The sequence below is a fragment of the Curtobacterium sp. MMLR14_006 genome, from assembly GCF_001864985.1.
Lineage (GTDB): Bacteria > Actinomycetota > Actinomycetes > Actinomycetales > Microbacteriaceae > Curtobacterium.
In genome coordinates, this window is sequence record NZ_MJGU01000023.1 from 554,805 (window position 1) to 572,430 (window position 17,626).

At 74.6% G+C, this 17,626-nt stretch carries 15 protein-coding genes; 8 read left to right on the plus strand and 7 right to left on the minus strand.

The window, feature by feature from the left end:
• Positions 1-11 precede the first annotated feature (11 nt).
• The 5 genes from manA to BIU94_RS14440 all read left to right on the plus strand — a co-directional run bounded on the left by manA (position 12) and on the right by BIU94_RS14440 (position 7,256).
• Positions 12-1,220: a mannose-6-phosphate isomerase, class I gene (gene manA, locus BIU94_RS14420; protein ID WP_071261695.1), complete on the plus strand. Its 1,209-nt coding sequence runs from the start codon at positions 12-14 to the stop codon at positions 1,218-1,220.
• A 48-nt stretch (positions 1,221-1,268) separates the two neighbouring features.
• Positions 1,269-2,231, plus strand: coding sequence for a UDP-glucose 4-epimerase GalE (galE, locus tag BIU94_RS14425; RefSeq protein ID WP_071261698.1), 963 nt, complete (start codon positions 1,269-1,271; stop codon positions 2,229-2,231).
• Positions 2,232-2,428: 197 nt separating this feature from the next.
• Entirely contained in the window at positions 2,429-2,752 is a 324-nt protein-coding gene (locus tag BIU94_RS14430; RefSeq protein WP_111041163.1) for a WhiB family transcriptional regulator, read from the plus strand.
• 245 nt (positions 2,753-2,997) lie between these two features.
• On the plus strand, positions 2,998-5,850 hold the full coding sequence (locus BIU94_RS14435) for a glycosyltransferase (RefSeq protein ID WP_071262180.1): 2,853 nt from the start codon (positions 2,998-3,000) through the stop codon (positions 5,848-5,850).
• On the plus strand, positions 5,847-7,256 hold the full coding sequence (locus BIU94_RS14440; protein ID WP_071261700.1) for a DUF5719 family protein: 1,410 nt from the start codon (positions 5,847-5,849) through the stop codon (positions 7,254-7,256). The genes BIU94_RS14435 and BIU94_RS14440 overlap by 4 nt, the downstream gene beginning before the upstream one ends.
• A gap of 55 nt (positions 7,257-7,311) precedes the next feature.
• On the opposite strand, the gene BIU94_RS14445 is transcribed toward BIU94_RS14440, so the two are convergent.
• Positions 7,312-7,752 carry a metallopeptidase family protein gene (locus tag BIU94_RS14445; RefSeq protein ID WP_071261703.1) on the minus strand — a complete coding sequence of 147 codons (441 nt, stop codon included), beginning with the start codon at positions 7,750-7,752 and terminating at the stop codon, positions 7,312-7,314.
• Positions 7,753-7,811: 59 nt separating this feature from the next.
• Here BIU94_RS14445 and BIU94_RS14450 point away from each other — a divergent pair, with 59 nt between their 5' ends.
• Together BIU94_RS14450 and ahcY are read left to right on the plus strand one after the other, a co-directional pair.
• Complete coding sequence (locus tag BIU94_RS14450; protein WP_071261706.1) at positions 7,812-8,027, plus strand: DUF3499 family protein; 216 nt, start codon at positions 7,812-7,814, stop codon at positions 8,025-8,027.
• A 103-nt stretch (positions 8,028-8,130) separates the two neighbouring features.
• Complete coding sequence (gene ahcY / locus BIU94_RS14455) at positions 8,131-9,609, plus strand: adenosylhomocysteinase (protein WP_071261708.1); 1,479 nt, start codon at positions 8,131-8,133, stop codon at positions 9,607-9,609.
• A gap of 216 nt (positions 9,610-9,825) precedes the next feature.
• On the opposite strand, the gene BIU94_RS14460 is transcribed toward ahcY, so the two are convergent.
• Positions 9,826-10,695 carry an RDD family protein gene (locus BIU94_RS14460; RefSeq protein WP_071261710.1) on the minus strand — a complete coding sequence of 290 codons (870 nt, stop codon included), beginning with the start codon at positions 10,693-10,695 and terminating at the stop codon, positions 9,826-9,828.
• Positions 10,696-10,741: 46 nt separating this feature from the next.
• Between BIU94_RS14460 and BIU94_RS14465 the strand changes: the two genes are divergently transcribed.
• Positions 10,742-11,740, plus strand: a complete 999-nt coding sequence (locus tag BIU94_RS14465; RefSeq protein WP_071261712.1) for a stage II sporulation protein M — start codon at positions 10,742-10,744, stop codon at positions 11,738-11,740.
• On the opposite strand, the gene BIU94_RS14470 is transcribed toward BIU94_RS14465, so the two are convergent.
• The 5 genes from BIU94_RS14470 to BIU94_RS14490 form a co-directional block, all read right to left on the minus strand.
• A complete protein-coding gene (locus BIU94_RS14470) occupies positions 11,737-13,128 on the minus strand; it encodes a DUF58 domain-containing protein (protein ID WP_071261714.1) in 1,392 nt (463 codons plus the stop codon). The genes BIU94_RS14465 and BIU94_RS14470 overlap by 4 nt on opposite strands.
• The gene (locus BIU94_RS14475) at positions 13,128-14,069 is read right to left on the minus strand and encodes a MoxR family ATPase (RefSeq protein WP_071262183.1); all 942 of its coding nucleotides are present in this window, start codon (positions 14,067-14,069) and stop codon (positions 13,128-13,130) included. The genes BIU94_RS14470 and BIU94_RS14475 overlap by 1 nt, the downstream gene beginning before the upstream one ends.
• Positions 14,070-14,146: 77 nt before the next feature.
• Positions 14,147-15,448, minus strand: coding sequence for a DUF4350 domain-containing protein (locus BIU94_RS17875; RefSeq protein WP_071261717.1), 1,302 nt, complete (start codon positions 15,446-15,448; stop codon positions 14,147-14,149).
• Entirely contained in the window at positions 15,445-16,086 is a 642-nt protein-coding gene (locus BIU94_RS14485) for a DUF4129 domain-containing protein (protein ID WP_071261719.1), read from the minus strand. Before BIU94_RS14485 ends, BIU94_RS17875 begins: the two co-directional genes overlap by 4 nt.
• Entirely contained in the window at positions 16,083-17,474 is a 1,392-nt protein-coding gene (locus BIU94_RS14490; RefSeq protein WP_139196407.1) for a glycerophosphoryl diester phosphodiesterase membrane domain-containing protein, read from the minus strand. Before BIU94_RS14490 ends, BIU94_RS14485 begins: the two co-directional genes overlap by 4 nt.
• Positions 17,475-17,626 lie beyond the last annotated feature (152 nt).

Below are 17,626 nucleotides of genomic sequence, written 5' to 3' on the forward strand. Positions count from 1 at the left end.
AGGCTCGCGGCATGTTCCTCGGCATCACCAACACGCCCCGCGACTACGCCTGGGGCTCGGTCACCGCCATCCCCGAGTTCCTCGGCCGGACCGTCACCGGAGCGCCGCAGGCGGAGCTCTGGCTCGGCGCCCACGCCGGCAGCCCGAGCGTCGTCGTGAACCCGGCCATGGTCGGCGGCGCCGACACGCTCCGCGACTGGATCGCCGCCGAACCGGAGACCGCCCTCGGGTCGGACCGCACCGGTCTGCCGTTCCTGCTCAAGGTGCTCGCCGCCGCGGCGCCCCTGTCGCTGCAGGCGCACCCGACGCCCGAGCAGGCCGAGGAGGGCTTCGCGCGCGAGGAGCGCGACGGCGTCCCCCTGGACGACCCGGCCCGGAACTACAAGGACCCGTTCCCGAAGCCCGAGCTCGTCGTGGCGCTCAGCGACCGGTTCGAGGCGCTGAGCGGCTTCCGCCCGGTCGAGGACACCCTGGCCGAGGTCCGGGTGCTCGACGCCGGCACCGGTCGGCTCGGGCCGCTCGAGGTGCACCTGATGCACGGCCTCGAGGACACCGTGCGCTGGCTCGAGACCGCCGACGACTCGGCGCTCGCCGTCGTGCAGGCCGTCAGCGACCTGGCCGCCGCCCTCGACGACGACCTGCTCACCCCGAACACCGCGACCGTCCGCGACCTCGCGGCGAGCTGGCCGGGGGACCCCGGCATCGTCGTCTCGCTCCTCATGCACCGCGTGACGCTCACCGCCGGGCAGTCGATGTACCTGCCCGCCGGGAACATCCACGCCTACCTCGACGGCCTCGGCATCGAGCTGATGGCGCCGTCCGACAACGTCCTGCGCGGGGGCCTGACGCCGAAGCACGTCGACGTGCCGGAACTGCTCCGCGTGCTCGACTTCACGGCGTACCCGGCACCCCTGCTCGAGCCGGAGCACCTGGCGGCCGGCGTGGACCGGTTCGCGCCCGAGGGCGTCGGCTTCGCGCTGGTCCGGGTGACCGGCGACGGCCGACCGGTCGGGCTGAGCACCGGCGGGGTCGCACCGCTGCGCGGCCCGTCGATCGCGATCTGCACCGAGGGCGTCGTGACGCTCGTCGGGGCGACCTCGGCGACGCTGCTGCGCAAGGGGGAGTCCTGCTTCGTCACCCCGGACGAGGGCGACGTCACGGTCGAGGCCGACTCGTCCGGCGGCGTGACCTCGACGGTGTTCATCGCCACCGGGGCGTGACGGCCGCGCGCCACCGGGGCGTGACCGTCGTCCGCTAGCGTGGCGGACATGAGTTGGCTGGTCACCGGCGGTGCCGGGTACATCGGGTCCCACGTCGTCCGCGCGCTCGGCGCTGCGGGCCTCGACACCGTCGCGTTCGACGACCTGTCGAGCGGTTTCCGCTCGTTCGTCGCCGAGGACGTCCCGTTCGTCGAGGGCACCATCCTCGACGGCGAGCTGCTCGGTCGGACGATCCGCGAGCACGGCGTCACCGGCGTCGTGCACGTGGCCGGCTACAAGTACGCCGGCGTCTCGGTGCAGCGCCCGCTGCACACCTACGAGCAGAACGTGACCGGGACGGCGACCCTGCTGCGCGCGATGGCCGACAACGACGTCACGAAGGTCGTGTTCTCGTCGAGCGCGGCGGTGTACGGCACCCCGGACGTCGACGTCGTCGTGGAGTCCACCCCGAAGGCCCCGGAGTCGCCCTACGGCGAGTCGAAGCTCATCGGCGAGTGGCTGCTGCGCGACATGGAGGTCGCCGCCGGCTTCACCACCACCTCGCTCCGGTACTTCAACGTCGTCGGCTCCGGCGAACCGGACCTGTACGACGCCAGCCCGCACAACCTGTTCCCCCTGGTGTTCGACGCGCTGCTCGCCGGCCGGACGCCGCGGATCAACGGCGACGACTACGCCACGCCCGACGGCACCTGCGTCCGCGACTACGTGCACGTCGCGGACCTGGCGCACTCGCACGCCGTCGCGGCCCGCAAGCTCGCCGACGGGGAGCCGCTCGAGCGTGCCTACAACCTCGGCAGCGGCGACGGTGTCAGCGTCCGGCAGATCATGGACGCGATGGCGTCGGCGACCGGGATCGCGTTCGAGCCCGAGGTCGCGCCCCGGCGTCCGGGTGACCCGGCCCGCATCGTCGCGACCGGCGAGGCGGCCGCCCGCGACCTCGAGTGGTCGATGCGCCACACGCTCGACGAGATGGTCACGAGCGCGTGGGAAGCCCGCCGCAGCGTCTCCTGACGGGTACCGAGGGCGCTCGTTGTCCCCCGTCCGTGCCGTCGCAACGCCGCGACACGCCCGTACGGGGGACATGACACGCCGGAGCGGTCAGCACCTTCTATGATCCGCGACTTGACTCCGAGGAATCACACCGGTGTAATTACACCGACGACATCAGTCGTCGTGGTCCCGATTCCGAGACGTCAGGGGTGATCAGGGTGAACGGTTCCGACTTCCACGCCGGAGTTCCGGAGGACTGGCACGTCGACCCCGTCGCGCTCGGCGTGCCCGGGGTCCGTCGTCCGGAGACCGACGACGAGGAGAACCCGCTCGCCTGGCAGGCCGACTCGCTCTGCGCGCAGACCGACCCCGAGGCGTTCTTCCCGGAGAAGGGCGGCTCGACGCGCGAGGCGAAGAAGATCTGCACCTCCTGCGAGGTCCGCAGCCAGTGCCTCGAGTACGCCCTCGAGAACGACGAGCGTTTCGGCATCTGGGGCGGGCTCTCCGAGCGCGAGCGCCGCAAGTTGCGGAAGCGGGCGTAGTCGCGCTCAGGGCGCGAAGCGCCCTGCGACTGCGCCCCTGAGGAGCCTGCGACGAAGGCGCCGGAACCCAGCCCCGACTGCGCCGGTACCCAGCCACCAGGCCGCCGGGACCCAGCCCCGACGCCCCCGCAACCAGCCGTCGACAGGCGTCCTCCCACGCGCCGCACTGAACGCCCCCACATCTTCACGCCGCGCCGCCGTCCGCAGGCCGAGCCGAGCCTCCAGACCGTAGAGTGACGCGCGTCATGCAGCCCAGTGTCTCCCAGCCCCGTGTCACCGCGATCCTCGTCGCCGCCGACGGAGCGGACCACCTCGACCGCACGCTGGACGCCCTCGCCACCCAGACCCGGCACCCGGAGAACCTGGTGGTCGTCGACGTCGGCTCGACCGACGGATCGACCGCCGAGCTGTCCTTCGGCGGGTCCGCGCGCCTGCTCCGGATCCCCGCCGGACGCCCGTTCGGCGACGCCGTCCGGGCCGGCGAACGCGACGCGCCGCCGGCCGTCGCCGACGAACCGGTCGACGAGTGGATCTGGCTCCTCGGGCACGACAACGCGCCCGCACCGACGGCGCTGGCCGACCTGCTGTCCGCGGTCGAGATCGCCCCGTCCGTCGTGGTCGCCGGCCCGAAGCTCGTCGCGCAGGACGACCCGTCGGTGATCCGTTCGCTCGGTGAGGCGACGACCCGCTTCGGCCGGTCGCTCGCGCTCGTGCAGGACGAACTCGACCAGGGACAGCACGACCGGCACACCGACGTCATGGGCGTCGCCGCCGGCGGCATGCTCGTCCGCCGGTCGGTGTGGACCGAGCTCGGCGGGTTCGACCCGGCGCTGCCCGACGTCGACGCCGCCCTCGACTTCTGCATCCGCGTCCGGCTCGCCGGGCACCGCGTCGCCGTCGTCCCGGAGGCCAAGGTCACGAGCGCCGGGCCGATCGAGGAGTTCGGCCGCCGACGGGTGTCCGAGGGGCGCCGCGTGCGGATGCACCGCCAGGCCCAGCTGCACCGACGGATGACGTACGCACCGGCCGGGCTGGTCTGGCTGCACTGGTTGACCCTCGTGCCGTTCGCGGTCGGCCGTGCCGTCGGCCACCTGGTCGCGAAGCACCCGGCCGCGGTCACGGCCGAACTCGCCGCAGCCTTCGCCGTGGCCTTCGGCGGCGGGACCGCCCGGGCGCGGAAGAACCTCGCCCGCACGAAGAAGCTCGGCTGGTCGGCCGTCGAACCGCTCCGCGTGAGCTGGAAGCGCGTGCACGAACGGCGGACGACCACGCGCGACGTCGAACTCGCCCGCGTCGAGGACGCGCCGATCGCCCGGGCATCCTTCCTCGGCGACGGCGGCATCTGGGTGGTGCTCGCCGCGGCCGTCCTGAGCGTCGTGACGCTCTTCCCGCTGCTCGGCTCGCCGGCCCTGACCGGCGGCGGCCTGCTGCCGCTCAGCACGACCGTCGGCCAGCTCTGGGAGAACGTCGGCTACGGCTGGCACTCGCTCGGCACCGGCTTCACCGGTCCGTCCGACCCGTTCGCCGCGGTGCTCGCCGTGCTCGGTTCGATCGTCTTCTGGTCGCCGTCCACCGCGGTCGTGGTCGTCGTGCTGCTCGCCCTCCCGCTGTCGGCGCTCGGCGCCTGGTTCGCGGTCCGCAAGGTCACCACGCGCACCTGGGTGCCGGTGATCGGGGCCGCGCTGTACGCCGTCGCCCCGGCCCTGGTCGGCGCGGTCACCACCGGACACCTCGGCGCGGTCATCGCGCACGTGCTGCTGCCGTGGCTCTTCATCGCCGTGCTCGAGTCGCACCGCTCGTGGGCGTGGGCCTCCGGCGCGTCCCTGCTGTTCGCCGTCGTGGCGGCCTCGGCGCCGTCGCTGCTGCCCGTCCTGCTCGTCGGCTGGCTCGTCGCGCTCGTGGTCGGCTGGCGCCGAGCGCACCGCCGTGCCTTCATCCCGGTGCCGACCGCGGTGCTGTTCCTGCCGCTCGTGCTCGCGCAGGTCGCACGCGGCAACGTCCTCGCGGTCTTCGCCGACCCCGGCGTGCCCTCGGCGACCCGGGCGCCGTCGGCCCTGCAGCTCACGATCGGCCAGCCGCTGCCGGACTGGAGCGGTTGGCTGCCCGCCACCTCCGGCCTCGCGCTGCTCGCCTCGCTGCTGCCCGTCGTCATGGCGGTCCTGGCGCTGCCGCTCGCCGTCGCCGCGATCGGGGCCGTCCTCGGCCATCGGTGGTCGGTCGCCGGCTCCGCCCTCGTGATGGCGCTCCTCGGCTTCGCGACCGCGTTCGCCGCGACCCACGTGACCGTCACCGGCGTCGGGTCGACGACGACGATCGTCTGGCCGGGCAGCGGCCTGTCCGTCTACTGGCTCGCCCTCGTCGTCGCCGCCTCCATCGGCTTCGACGTGCTGCCGAAGGCCGCCCCGCTCGCCGGGCTCGTCACCACCGTCCTCGCCGGGGTCGCCGTGGCCCCGGCCTTCGCGGCGTTCTACCTCGGCGGCGCGGCCATCCAGCCGACCACGGGCCGCGTGCTCAGCGCCTACGTGAACGCCGAGGCCCAGGCCAACCCCGACGTCGGCACGCTCGTCGTCGAACCGCAGGACGACGGCTCGCTCGCGGTCGCGCTCGAACGCGGCCAGGGTGCCACCCTCGACGACCAGTCGACGCTCGACGCCACGGCACTGCGCCTGAGCGACTCCGGATCGCGGCTGGCGACGCTGGCCGGCAACCTGGCGAGTCGCAGCGGGTACGACCCGCGTCCGGCGCTCCGCGAGCTCGGCGTCAGCTTCGTGCTCCTCGACGACGCCGGGTCCGACCCCGAGGCCCGGGCGGTCCACGACCGTGCCGCCGGCGCGATCGGTCAGAACGCGCTCTTCACGAGCATCGGCGAGACGACGAACGGCCAGCTGTTCCACTACGACGGCGAGGTCGACCGGACGGCCACGGGCTCCGCCGCCGCGCGGGCGACCCACGTGCTGTACCTGGTCGTGCTCGGTGTGGTCTTCGGCGCCGCCGCGCTGCTCGCCGTCCCGACGGCCCCGCGTCGCCGCCGTGCCACCTCGAACGTCATCGAGGCCGAGGAACCCGCGACCACCTTCGACGAGGAGCGTGACGAATGAGCACCACCACCGGCTCCGTCCGTCGCTGGCTGATCCGCGGCACCGCGACCGCCGTCGCCGTGGTGGTCGCGGCGGGCGCCGTGACCGCCGCGCACGCCTACGGCACCTCGTCCGAACCGGCCCGACCGGCGGGCCGGACCGTGCAACCCGTGGCGGCGGACGCCGAACGGGTCTGCGCCGGCAGTGCCCTGCGGCTCTCCGACGCCGCGGGGAACGACGCCACCCGGGCGAGCGCCGTCGGCACACCGACCGTCGCCACCGCGACGACCGGCTCGACCGTCGAACGCTCCTCGCTCGACGCGTCGACGACCGGCGGCAGCGACCCGCAGCTGCTCACCGCCCCCGCCGGGGACCGCACCCCGCAGGTCGCCGGCAGCAGCTACCAGAGCGTCTCGAACGGCGACCTGGTCGGCGCCGGCGCTTCGTCGTGCGACGACCCGTCGCAGTCGACCTGGCTCGTCGGCGGGTCCACCGAGACCGGACGCACCAGCATCATCACGCTGTCGAACCCCACCGACGTCAACGCGACCGTCGACCTGGCGATCTTCGACGGCGACGGCACCGTGAGCGCCCCGGGGACGACGGGGATCGTCGTCGCCCCGAACACGCAGAAGGTCGTCCCGCTGTCCGGCTTCGTCTCCGACCAGGGCTCGACGGTCGTGCACGTGACGTCATCCGGCGGGCAGATCGTCGCGCACATGCAGGAGACCGTCGTCCGCACCCTGACCCCGGGTGGCTACGACGTCGTCTCCGGCGGTGCCGCACCGGCGCGCTCGCAGGTGATCCCCGGCGTCGTGCTCGCCGGTGCCGAGGCCGCCCAGCGCGGTGACGACACCGCGGACGCTGCACCGATCGTGCGCCTGTTCGTGCCTGGTACCCGCGCGGCGCGCGTGACGCTCGGCATCTCGACGGCGGACGGCGGCGGCACCACGGTGAACGCGACCGCCGAACCCGGCGTCGTGACCGACGTCACGCTCGACGACTTCCCGGACGGCCGGTACTCGTTCACGGTGACGAGCACCGAACCCGTCGTCACCGGCGCCCGCACGACGTCCCCGACGGACGGCAACGGCGACGGCAGCGACCTCGGCTGGTTCGCGTCGGCCGAGCCGCTCGGCGACTCGGCGATCACGGCGATCGCCCCGGGAGAGGGCGTGCGCCTCAACCTCGTGAACCCCACCCGCGAGGACCGCACCGTCACGATCCGCTCCGGCGACGAACGCCTCGCGGTGTCGCTGCCGTCAGGTGCGACGTCGACGGTGCCCGTGCAGACGGCGAAGCAGCTCACGCTGTCCGGTGTCGACGGGGTCGTCGCGGGGGTCACCTACCGGGGCACGGACGGCATCGCCGGGTTCCCGGTGCGACCGACCACCGAGGTGTCGAGTCCGGTCCGCGTCTACCCCTGAGTCGGGGCGGCGGTCTCGGCGTGCGGGCAACGGGCTCCGTGGTCCGCGCCGCGGCTCACCAGTGGCGGTAGCGGTCCGGGGCCAGGTCCCACGGGTCCTTGTCGATGAGCTCGCCGACCGCACGGAAGACCGCGGTCTCGACGATGATCCGGCGGTCGAGGTCGTCCTTCTCGGGGCTGCGCGTCACGCGCTCGACGGGGATGCGGAACACCGTGACCCGGCGGCCGTCGCGGTCCACCCGCCACCGCGGCATCGCGTCCGGCAGGGTCGCGTCGGTCGGCATGTCCGCGACCTGGAACACGACACCGGCGAGCTCGTCGGGCCACAGTCCGAGCAGGTAGTGCGCGCTGTCCCCGACGATCCGGTCGAACGTCTCGGCCCGGGTGGTGATCGGCGCGAGCTCGGGGCCGGTCACGCTGGAGCGACCGCCACGACCGTGCCGGGACCGGCCGCGACCGCGGTCGATCGGGGTGACGAGGCGGGGCTTCCGACGCATCCCCACATCGTACGCGCGCACCGGGTCCGGTATGACCCTCCGCTAGGCTCCCTGGCGAGATGGACGTCAGGATCTGCAGCAAGGTCGCGTGCGGCGCGAGCGCGTCGTCGACCCTGACCTACGACTACGGCGACTCGATGGTCGTCGTCGGGCCGCTCTCGACCCGGGTCGAGCCGCACGGGTACGACCTCTGCGCCCGACACGCCGCGCGCCTGCGCGTGCCGCAGGGCTGGCAGGTGGTCCGGCGCGAGCCGCTGCCGCGCGAGGCGGACTGACCGACCGCATCCGCGACGGCGCGCCTGCGGTGGACGGTCGACGCGTAGGAGGTGACCGACGTCGGCTGGGGAGCCGCGCCTCCTGGCGTGGAAGACTGGCGCCATGCCCACCGAAGCCCAGACCGCAGCACCGTACCGCGTCGCCGACCTCGCCCTCGCCGAGGCGGGACGGCACCAGATCCGCCTGGCGGAGAACGAGATGCCGGGCCTGATGGCCCTGCGCGACGAGTTCGGCGCGTCGCAGCCGCTCGCCGGCGCGCGCATCGCGGGCTCGCTGCACATGACCGTGCAGACCGCCGTGCTCATCGAGACGCTCGTCGCGCTGGGTGCGCAGGTCCGCTGGGCCAGCTGCAACATCTTCTCCACCCAGGACGAGGCCGCCGCTGCCGTCGCCGTCGGTCCGACCGGCACCCCGGACGCCCCCGCCGGCGTCCCGGTGTTCGCGTGGAAGGGCGAGACGCTCGAGGAGTACTGGTGGTGCACCAGCCGCATCTTCGACTGGAGTGCCGAGGCCGCCGCAGCCGGTGCCGACTGGACCGGGCCGAACCTGATCCTCGACGACGGCGGCGACGCCACCATGCTCGTGCACACCGGCGCCGACGCCGAGGCCGCGGGGGTCGCACCGACGGCCGGGGCCGACGCGAGCGCCGAGTGGAAGATCGTGCTCGACACCGTCGCGCGGTCGCTCGAGACCTCGTCGGACCGCTGGACCCGCATCGCGGCCGACATCCAGGGCGTCACCGAGGAGACCACGACGGGCGTGCACCGCCTGTACGAGCTCTTCCGCAACGGCGAGCTGAAGTTCCCGGCGATCAACGTGAACGACTCGGTGACCAAGTCCAAGTTCGACAACAAGTACGGCATCCGGCACTCGCTGCCCGACGGCCTGAACCGCGCCACCGACGTGCTCATGGGCGGCAAGGTCGCGTTCGTCGTCGGCTACGGCGACGTCGGCAAGGGTGCGGCCGAGGCCCTCCGTGGGCAAGGGGCGCGCGTCATCGTGTCCGAGGTCGACCCGATCTGCGCGCTGCAGGCCGCGATGGACGGCTACCAGGTCGCACGCCTGGCGGACGTCGTCGGCGAGGTCGACATGGTCATCACCTGCACGGGCAACCTCGGCGTCGTCGGCGTCGACGAGATGCTCGGGCTCAAGCATCTCGCCATCGTCGCGAACGTCGGGCACTTCGACAACGAGATCGACATGGCGGGGCTCGAGGCGCTCCCCGGTGTGGAGAAGGTCGAGATCAAGCCGCAGGTGCACGAGTGGCGCCTGCCGACCGGGCGCTCGATCCTGGTGCTGTCCGAGGGGCGGCTCATGAACCTCGGCAACGCGACCGGGCACCCGTCGTTCGTGATGAGCAACTCGTTCACGAACCAGGTCCTGGCGCAGATCGAGCTGCACACCCGCCGCGACGAGTACCCGACCGGCGTCTACGTGCTGCCGAAGCACCTCGACGAGAAGGTCGCCCGACTGCACCTCGAGGCGCTCGGCGTGCAGCTGACCGAACTCCGCCCGGAGCAGGCGGCCTACATCGGCGTTCCCGTCGAGGGTCCGTTCAAGCCGGAGCACTACCGGTACTGAGCGCGCGGGGCGAGGCGCGCGGGGCGCGGCTGGACGTGCGCTGCGCGCCGCCCGCACGACCGAAGTGACCCGGAACCACGTGAAGACGTGGCGCCGGGTCACTTCGGTTGTGCGGACCGCACCGGCGCCGCGCGGCGCGCGTCGCGCGCGGTGCCGCCGGGGCGCGGCGCGCAGCGGTGCCGCCGGGGCGCGGCGCGCAGCGCACGCGGCGCCCCCTCAGCGCGGGAACCCCGGCGGCCGCGCCGTCGCCGCGGCCCCCGCCGCGGTCAGCAGCTCGGCCCGGGCGCGCAGCGCCCGGACGTCCCGACGGCGGCGCAGCACGGCCACGCCGGCCAGGAAGGCCTCCGGCGCGACCGGCGGCACCGGGTGTGCGAACGGCGCGACGTCGGCCGCCAGCGCCCGCGCCGCGGCGTCGCGGAGCTCCGGCCGCATCGAGGCGGCGCCACGGAAGAACGCCCCGAGCCGGTTCTCCAGCCGCTGCGGGAGCGCCGACACGTCGGCCACCCCGGCCCACGCCGTCAGCTCCGGCGGCAGCAGGACCTCGGGGTCGTGGTGCCGGGGCAGCCGCTCGTGCTGCACCACCGTGCCGGCGAGCAGGTCGCCGAGCCGCCGTGGTCGGGTGCCGAACAGCGCGACGAGCACCGCGACGGACCCGAGCGTCATCCACAGCTCGAACAGGCCGACCAGCGACCGGGTGAAGGCGTGCCGGAACCCGATCGCGCCGCCGTCGAGCCGCACGACCCGGGTACCGGTGGCGTACCGGCCGACGCTCCGACCCCTGGTGACGGTCTCGACCGCGGCCGGCACGAGCACGACCACCAGGACGAGCACCGCGATCGTCAGGGCGGGGATCCAGGCGTCGTCGAGGCCGCTCGGCCAGACGCGCGACAGCCCGAACAGCAGCATCACGTAGAGCAGGACCAGGCACAGCCCGTCGAGCAACGCCGCCGCGAGCCGCAGCGCGATGCCCGCCGGTTGGACGTCGAGCGCGACGGCCTCACCGACGACGAGCTCGTCGGTGGTCTCGTCGAGGGCGAGCGAGAAGCGGGCGTCGGCGAGGTCGCGCGGCGTGCGGGGCTTCGGCATGGCATCATTCTGTCGCAAGCGACACGCGCGACGTGAGGGGGAACACGTGGACCTGGACGCCTACGCCGAGGTGCACGGCGACCGGTGGCGGGAACTCGACCGGTCGGCGCGCGCCCGGAGCGTCTCCGGAGCCGACGTCGACCGCCTCGTCGCGGGCTACCAGGAGGCCGCGACGGACCTCGCCCGCATCCGCGGCGCCGCACCGCGGACGACGACGGGGGACCGCCTGTCGCTGACGCTGTTCCGCGCCCGCCTGCGCTTCACCGGCACGCCCGTCGACCCGCTCACCGCCCTGGTCCGGTTCTTCACCCGGCAGCTGCCGGCGGCGCTGTACCGGATCCGGTGGGTGACGATCTGGGTCGCCGTCGCGACGGTCGCGATCGGGGCCGTCGTCGCCGTCTGGATCCAGGCCACCCCGGGGGCGACGGCGACGTTCGGCACGCCGGAGGCGCTCCGGCGGTACGCCACCCAGGACTTCGTCGACTACTACTCCGACCACGGGCTCGGGGCGTTCACGGCGCAGGTCTGGACGAACAACGCGTACATCGCGGCCACCATGGTCGCGTTCGGCATCACGGGGCTCTTCGTGCCGTTCTCGATCATGCAGAACGCGGTCAGCCTCGGGGTGTCGGCGGCGATCATGCACTCGCAGGGGCGACTCGGCGACTTCTTCCTCTACATCGCCCCGCACGGGCAGCTCGAGCTGTACTCGGTCTTCCTCGCCGGCGGCGCCGGGCTGATGGTGTTCTGGTCGTGGGTCGCTCCGGGCCCGCACCGCACGCGGGCGCAGGCCCTCGCCGAGGACGGTCGTGCCCTCATCACCATCGCGATCGGCCTCGCGCTCACGCTGCTGCTCTCCGGCGTCGTCGAGGGCGTCGTCACCCGCCAGGACTGGCCGTGGCCGGTGAAGATCGGCATCGGCACCGTCGCCCTGGCCGCCGTGCTGGCGTACCAGTGGGTGCTCGGCGGTCGCGCGTTCCGGGCGGGGGAGCGCGGCGACCTCGAGGAGTTCGAGCGCGGCGCCTCCGCGCTCGTGGCCGGCTAGAGCCGCCCGCTCGCCTTCGCCCGCAGGTACGCGTCGGCCACCAGCGGCGGCAGCGCCTCGGGTGTCCCGCGCACGACCTCGGCCCCGGCCCGTCGCGCGACGTCGGCGACGCCGTCCGCGTCGAGCAGGGTGCGTTCCGCGGCGGCCCGGCGGTAGACGTCGCGCTCCGCCCCGGTGGCGGCCCCGGCGGGCAGGCGACCGGCCCTGCGGCGTCCCGGGAGGCCCGGCACCCGTCCGCCCCGCGTCGCACGTCCGTCGCGTCCCGGCTCCACGGCCGTGCTCGCCATGGCCCGGACCGCCGGGTCGTCGACGGCGGTGACGACGACGGCGTGCCGCCGCGTCAGGCGCGGCAGCACGGCGAGCAGGTCGCCGGAGGCCCCGACGGAGTCGAGGCTCGACGCGAGCACCACGAGCGCCCGCGAGGTCGTGACCGCGTCGACGAGCGCCGGCACCGCGGACCAGTCGGTCGCCGCGAGCCCCGGTTCGGCCAGGGCCAGCGCCTCGCCGAACCGCTGCACGACGTCGACCCGGGTGGCGCCGTGCACACGGTCGTGGACGGTGTCGTCGAGCACCGCGAGGTCGATGCGGTCACCGGCGGCCGCGGCGAGGGCGCCGAGCAGCAGCGCCGACTCGATGAAGGTGTCGAGTCTTGGTTCGTCGGCGACGCGCCCGGCTCCGGCCCGGCCCGCGTCGACGACGACGACCACCCGGCGGTCGCGTTCCGGCCGCCAGGTCCGCACGACGAGGTCCTGCCGGCGCGCGGTCGCCCGCCAGTCGATGGAGCGCACGTCGTCGCCGCGGACGTAGTCGCGCAGCGAGTCGAACTCGGTGCCGTGTCCCCGGAGCTGCAGCGTGGTCTCGCCGTCGAGTTCCCGGAGCCGTGCGAGCCGCGAGGGCAGGTGCCGTCGCGACCGGAACGGCGGCGTCACGACGAGTTCGCCGGGTGCCGCGAGCACCCGTTGGCGGGCGGCGAGCCCGATCGGTCCGAACGCCCGGACCGCGACGCCGGCGCTGCGGCGGCGACCGCGACGGAACGGTTCGAACCGCATCCGTGCGGTGCGGCGTTCACCGGCGGGCACGGTGAGCCGGATCCGCCGCGGCTGCTGCCCGGCGGAGGGCTCCCACATGTCCCGGACGACGCCGCGCAGCGGTCGGGTCCCGTCGTTCGCGACGACGAGGGTGCCCGCCGTGGCGGTGTCGCGCCGGGCGAGCCGGGGCATCCGACGGTCGACCCGGACGCGGCGCAGGTCGGCCGCGAGCAGGACGTCGAGCGCGGCGCCGAGCACGACGACGGCGACCCACGCCACGCCCGCCCACGCGCTGGCGAGCAGCACGGTGGGGACGATCGCGACGGCGAGCAGGACGACGAACCGGCCGGAGACCGCCACTAGATCGGCACCCGCACCTGCTCGAGCACCTGCTGCAGCACCCCGTCGGCGCCGACGCCCTCGAGCTCGGCGTCCGAGGCGACCCGCAACCGGTGCCGCCAGACCGGCAGCACCATGGCCTGCACGTGGTCGGGCGTGATCGCGTCGTACCCGGTGAGCCACGCCCACGCCTTCGCCGCCGCGAGGAGCGCCGTGGTACCGCGGGGGCTGACCCCGACCCGGACGGACGGTGCCTGCCGGGTGGCCCGGGCGAGGTCGACCACGTAGGCCAGCACGTCGTCACCGGCGCGGACGGCGCGGACGGCTCGCTGCGCCGCGAGGACCTCGTCGACGCCGACCACGGGGGTGATCCCGGCCGACCGGACGTCGCGGGGGACGAAGCCGTCGGCGTGCCGACGGAGCACCTGCCACTCGACGTCCCGCGGCGGGATGTCGAGCGTCAGCTTCACGAGGAAGCGGTCGAGCTGCGCCTCCGGCAGCGTGTAGGTGCCCTCGAACTCGATCGGGTTCATCGTGGCGGCGACGAAGAACGGGTCCGGCAGCGCGCGGGCGTCGCCGTCGACGCTCACCTGCCGTTCCTCCATCGCCTCGAGCAGCGCGGACTGGGTCTTCGGAGGCGTGCGGTTCACCTCGTCGGCGAGCAGCACGTTCGTGAAGACCGGCCCCTCGCGGAACGGGAACGTGCCGGTGGAGGCGTCGTACACGAGCGAGCCGGTGACGTCACCGGGCATGAGGTCCGGCGTGAACTGGATGCGCTTCGTGTCGAGCGACATGGCGCTCGCGAGGCTCCGGACGAGCAGGGTCTTCGCGACGCCGGGCACGCCCTCGAGCAGCACGTGTCCCTGTGCGAGGAGACCGACGATCATGCCGGAGACGGCGCCCTCCTGGCCGACGACGGCCTTGCCGACCTCGGCTCGGACCCGGCCGAAGGCCTCCCGCATCGCGGGGACGGACGGGTCGGTCGTGCTCGCGGACGTGGACGGTGCGCCGCGGTCGGCGGCGTCGTGGGGCAGGTCGGTCACGGTCGTGCTCCTGGTCGGTCGTGGTCGGTCGGTCCGGTGCGGTCCCGGTGGTCGTCGGCGGTGGCGGGTGCGCGTCCGTCGGACGGGGCGCCGGCACCCGTGGTGGGCGTCGCCCGTCGGACGTCGCCCGAGGCGGCCCGCCGGACCGCGTCCTCGAGGGCGTCGAGCGCCACGGTCCCCGCGACGAGTCCGCGGTCGTCGGTGGTCGGGCCGCCGACCAGCACCGCGCCGACGCGTGCCGGTGGGGTCCCGGTGGCCCGGGCGACGGCACGGACGACCTCGTCGACGTGCGCCGAGCGGGGGAGTCCGAGCGCCCGGCCGAGTCGGCGCACCGCGGCGACCCGCAGCGTGTCGAGTGCGTGGGTGCGGTCCCGGGCACTGGCGTACATGCGGGCGCGGCCCTCGGTGGTCTCGGCGGCGCGCACGACGACCGGCATCTGCTCGACCACGAGCGGGCCGAGGCGGCGGCCGCGCCAGACGGCCGCCGCCACGGCCACCAGTCCGAGCAGGGCGAGGGCGCCGGGCACCCAGGGCGGGGCGAGCTCGCCGAGGGTCGGTGCGGCGTCGGGCGACCCGGCCACCGGCGTGTACCAGGTCAGGTGGTCGTCCGACCCGAGGAGCGCGAGGGCGAGTGCCGCGTTGCCCGCCGTGGTGACCGTGTCGTTGCGGAGCGCCGCGGTGGTGCCGAGCAGTGTGACGTCGCCGCCCGGGCCGGCGGCGCGGACGAGCCCCCACACGCGGTCGTCCCCGGTGCCGGTCGGGGCGCACCGTTCGGCGGTCGGATCGTCGACGGCCCACCCGTACCCGCCGGTCGACACCCGCCCGGCCGCCGCCGCCTCGGGGATCGTGCAGGTCGTCGTCGCGACGGTGTCGTCCCCGTCGACCGGGGCGCTCCCGGTGACGTCGAAGCCGAACGCCTGCAGCGCGGCCTCGTCGGTGGTGACGACGACGACGTGCCGCGCGGACCGGGCGATCCGGGCCGCCGCCCCGGCGCCGAGCAGCCCGTCGGAGTCCTCGACGAAGACGGTGCCGCCGTCGACGTCCGCGGCGCGGTCCGTGACGGTCACCGTCGTGCCGCGTTGCTCGAGCACCCGGACGAGGGCGGCCGACCCGCTCGCGGTGGTGGAGGTCGGGTCGAGCGGCCGCGGGGTCCCGCCGTCGGTGCCGCGGGCCACGGCGGTGAGCACCGCGAACAGCACGGCGACCAGGACGACCGCGACCCAGAGGCCGAACCGTCGGCGCCGGGTGTCCGGCGGTGCGGCGTCACCCGCGACGCGGGCCGTGGTCGCGCTGCTCATGCGGGGACCGCCGGCTCGTCCGCACGGACCGGGCGGGCACGGCGGACGTCGCGCTCGGCGTCGAGGACCCGGCGCGCGGTCGCCTCGTCGGCGTCCGACCCGAGGTAGCGGACCGCGTCGAAAGCGGTGGCGGCGTCCTCGAGGCGGTCGCGGACCGTGGGGAACGACGCCGCGCCCCGGTCGGCGATGGCGCGGGCGGTCGCACCGGGCACGTCCGGCACCAGGTCGCGTTCGCCGAGGCCGCGGGCGAGGGCGCGGAAGCCGTCGAGCACCGCCTGCGACCAGTCCGCGCGGGCGAGCGCCCCACGGGCGGTGTCACGGAGCTCGTCGGCGGACCGCAGGTCGTCGGCGTCGAAGACGCCGCCGGTGTCGGAGGCCTTCGCGCGGGGCCGTCGTCGGGGCAGCCCGCGGGAGACGAGGACGAGCACGACGACCGCGACGAGCACGACGACCGCGATCCAGAGCGCGGTCTGCGCGACGACGGGGGAGTCGAGGCCGCCGAGGCGGAACGACCCGAGCCAGTCGAGGAACGCGCTCGAGGCGCGGTCCCACCACGTGACGTGCGCGCCGTCGTAGGCGGAGCGGTTCAGCTCGCGTTCGAGCAGCCGACGGGCCTCGTCCGGGTCGACCGTGCTCACGCGCTGCCGTCCGACGGGGGGTTCCCCGGGGCGGAGCGGTCGGACGCGTCCTGCTGTCCGGACCACGGCTGCTGCGGAGCCCACTGCTGGTGACCGGGCGCGGGCGGCTGCGGAGTCCACTGCTGCTGCCCCTGACCCGGCCACTGCCCGTGGCCCGGCCACTGTTGCGACCCGGGCTGTTGCTGCGCCCAGGGCTGCTGTTGCTGCGCCCACGGCTGCTGCGGCGTCCACTGCTGCGGGCCCGAGCGCGGGCGGACGTCGCCGGTGCCCGGCGCGAACGGGTCCGTCGGCAGTCCGGTGTCCAGGTGCGACGCGATCCGCTGGTCGAGCGCCTCGGTGCGGATGCGCCGGTCGATCGCCAGGAACGTGGTCACCGACCCGGACAGCACGTCGGTGATGCACTGCACGGCCGTGGCGAGCAGGCTGCCGACCACCACCGCGATCGTCGCACCGATCCCGATGCCGGCCGAGGCGTCCGTCTGTCCGAGGGGGTCGAAGACGCCGGAGAGCAGCGACGCACCGACGGTCAACGGCACCGCGGCGATCGAGACGGCGATGCGGAACATCACCTGCACCAGGAGCAGCACCCCGAAGGTGCGCCAGAACGCACCGCGGGTGAGCCGCCACGACTGCCCGGCGGCGTCGAAGACCCGACGACCCTCGAGCGCGATGGTCGGCACGGTCAGGGAGAAGCGGGTCGCCAACCAGGCGATCAGCACTCCGAACCCGGTGGTCACGGCGAAGGCACCGAACAGGAACCCAGCGATGCCGGAGCCACCGGTGCCGAGGACGGCGAAGAACCCGAAGAAGACCAGGAGGTAGGCGACGGCGACGACGAGGGCCGCGGCGATCTGCAGGAACATCCACGCGACGACGGAACCGCGCCGACCGGCGAGGAGCCGCCACAGCCCGCCGAAGGTCGCGCGCCGGCCGAGCACGCGCTGCGCGGTGTCCGCGGCGACGGGTGCCACCAGGAACGTCCGCCCCAGGTACGCGACGAACGGCAGGCCGATCGACAGCAGCAGCCAGGCCGTCGTGCTGCCGGCGAGGATCGCCGAGGACCCGCTGCCGCCGTCGAGGGCGGAGAACACCCGCGACTGCACGGCCCGCTGGCCGAAGGTGCTCACGAGCGTCGAGAGGAGCCCGACCACTCCGCTCAGCAGCACGCTCCAGAGCAGCAGGACGCGTGCGTTCCGTCGGAAGACCGTGAAGGCGCCGCCGAGCACGTCGCCGAAGCCCAACGGGCGGAGCGGGACCACCGGGCGGACGTCGGCGGGCCGTGGACCCGGCCCCGGGGCGGGCGGCAGCGGCACGGAGAACTGCCGCGGGCCTCCCGGCTGGCCCGGCCCGGTCGTCGGCTCCCCGCCCGGTGCGTGCCAATCGGTCATGACCCAAGCCCCCCTCGTGGTGTCGGGACGCGCCGCAGCGCGTCGTCCCGCCCATCCTGGCGGAAAACCCGGCGATCCGTCGGGACGCCGCGCGACGGGCACCGGCTATCGTGTGGGGACACGTGCCGACCCGGGCACGGTCAGCACGCCAC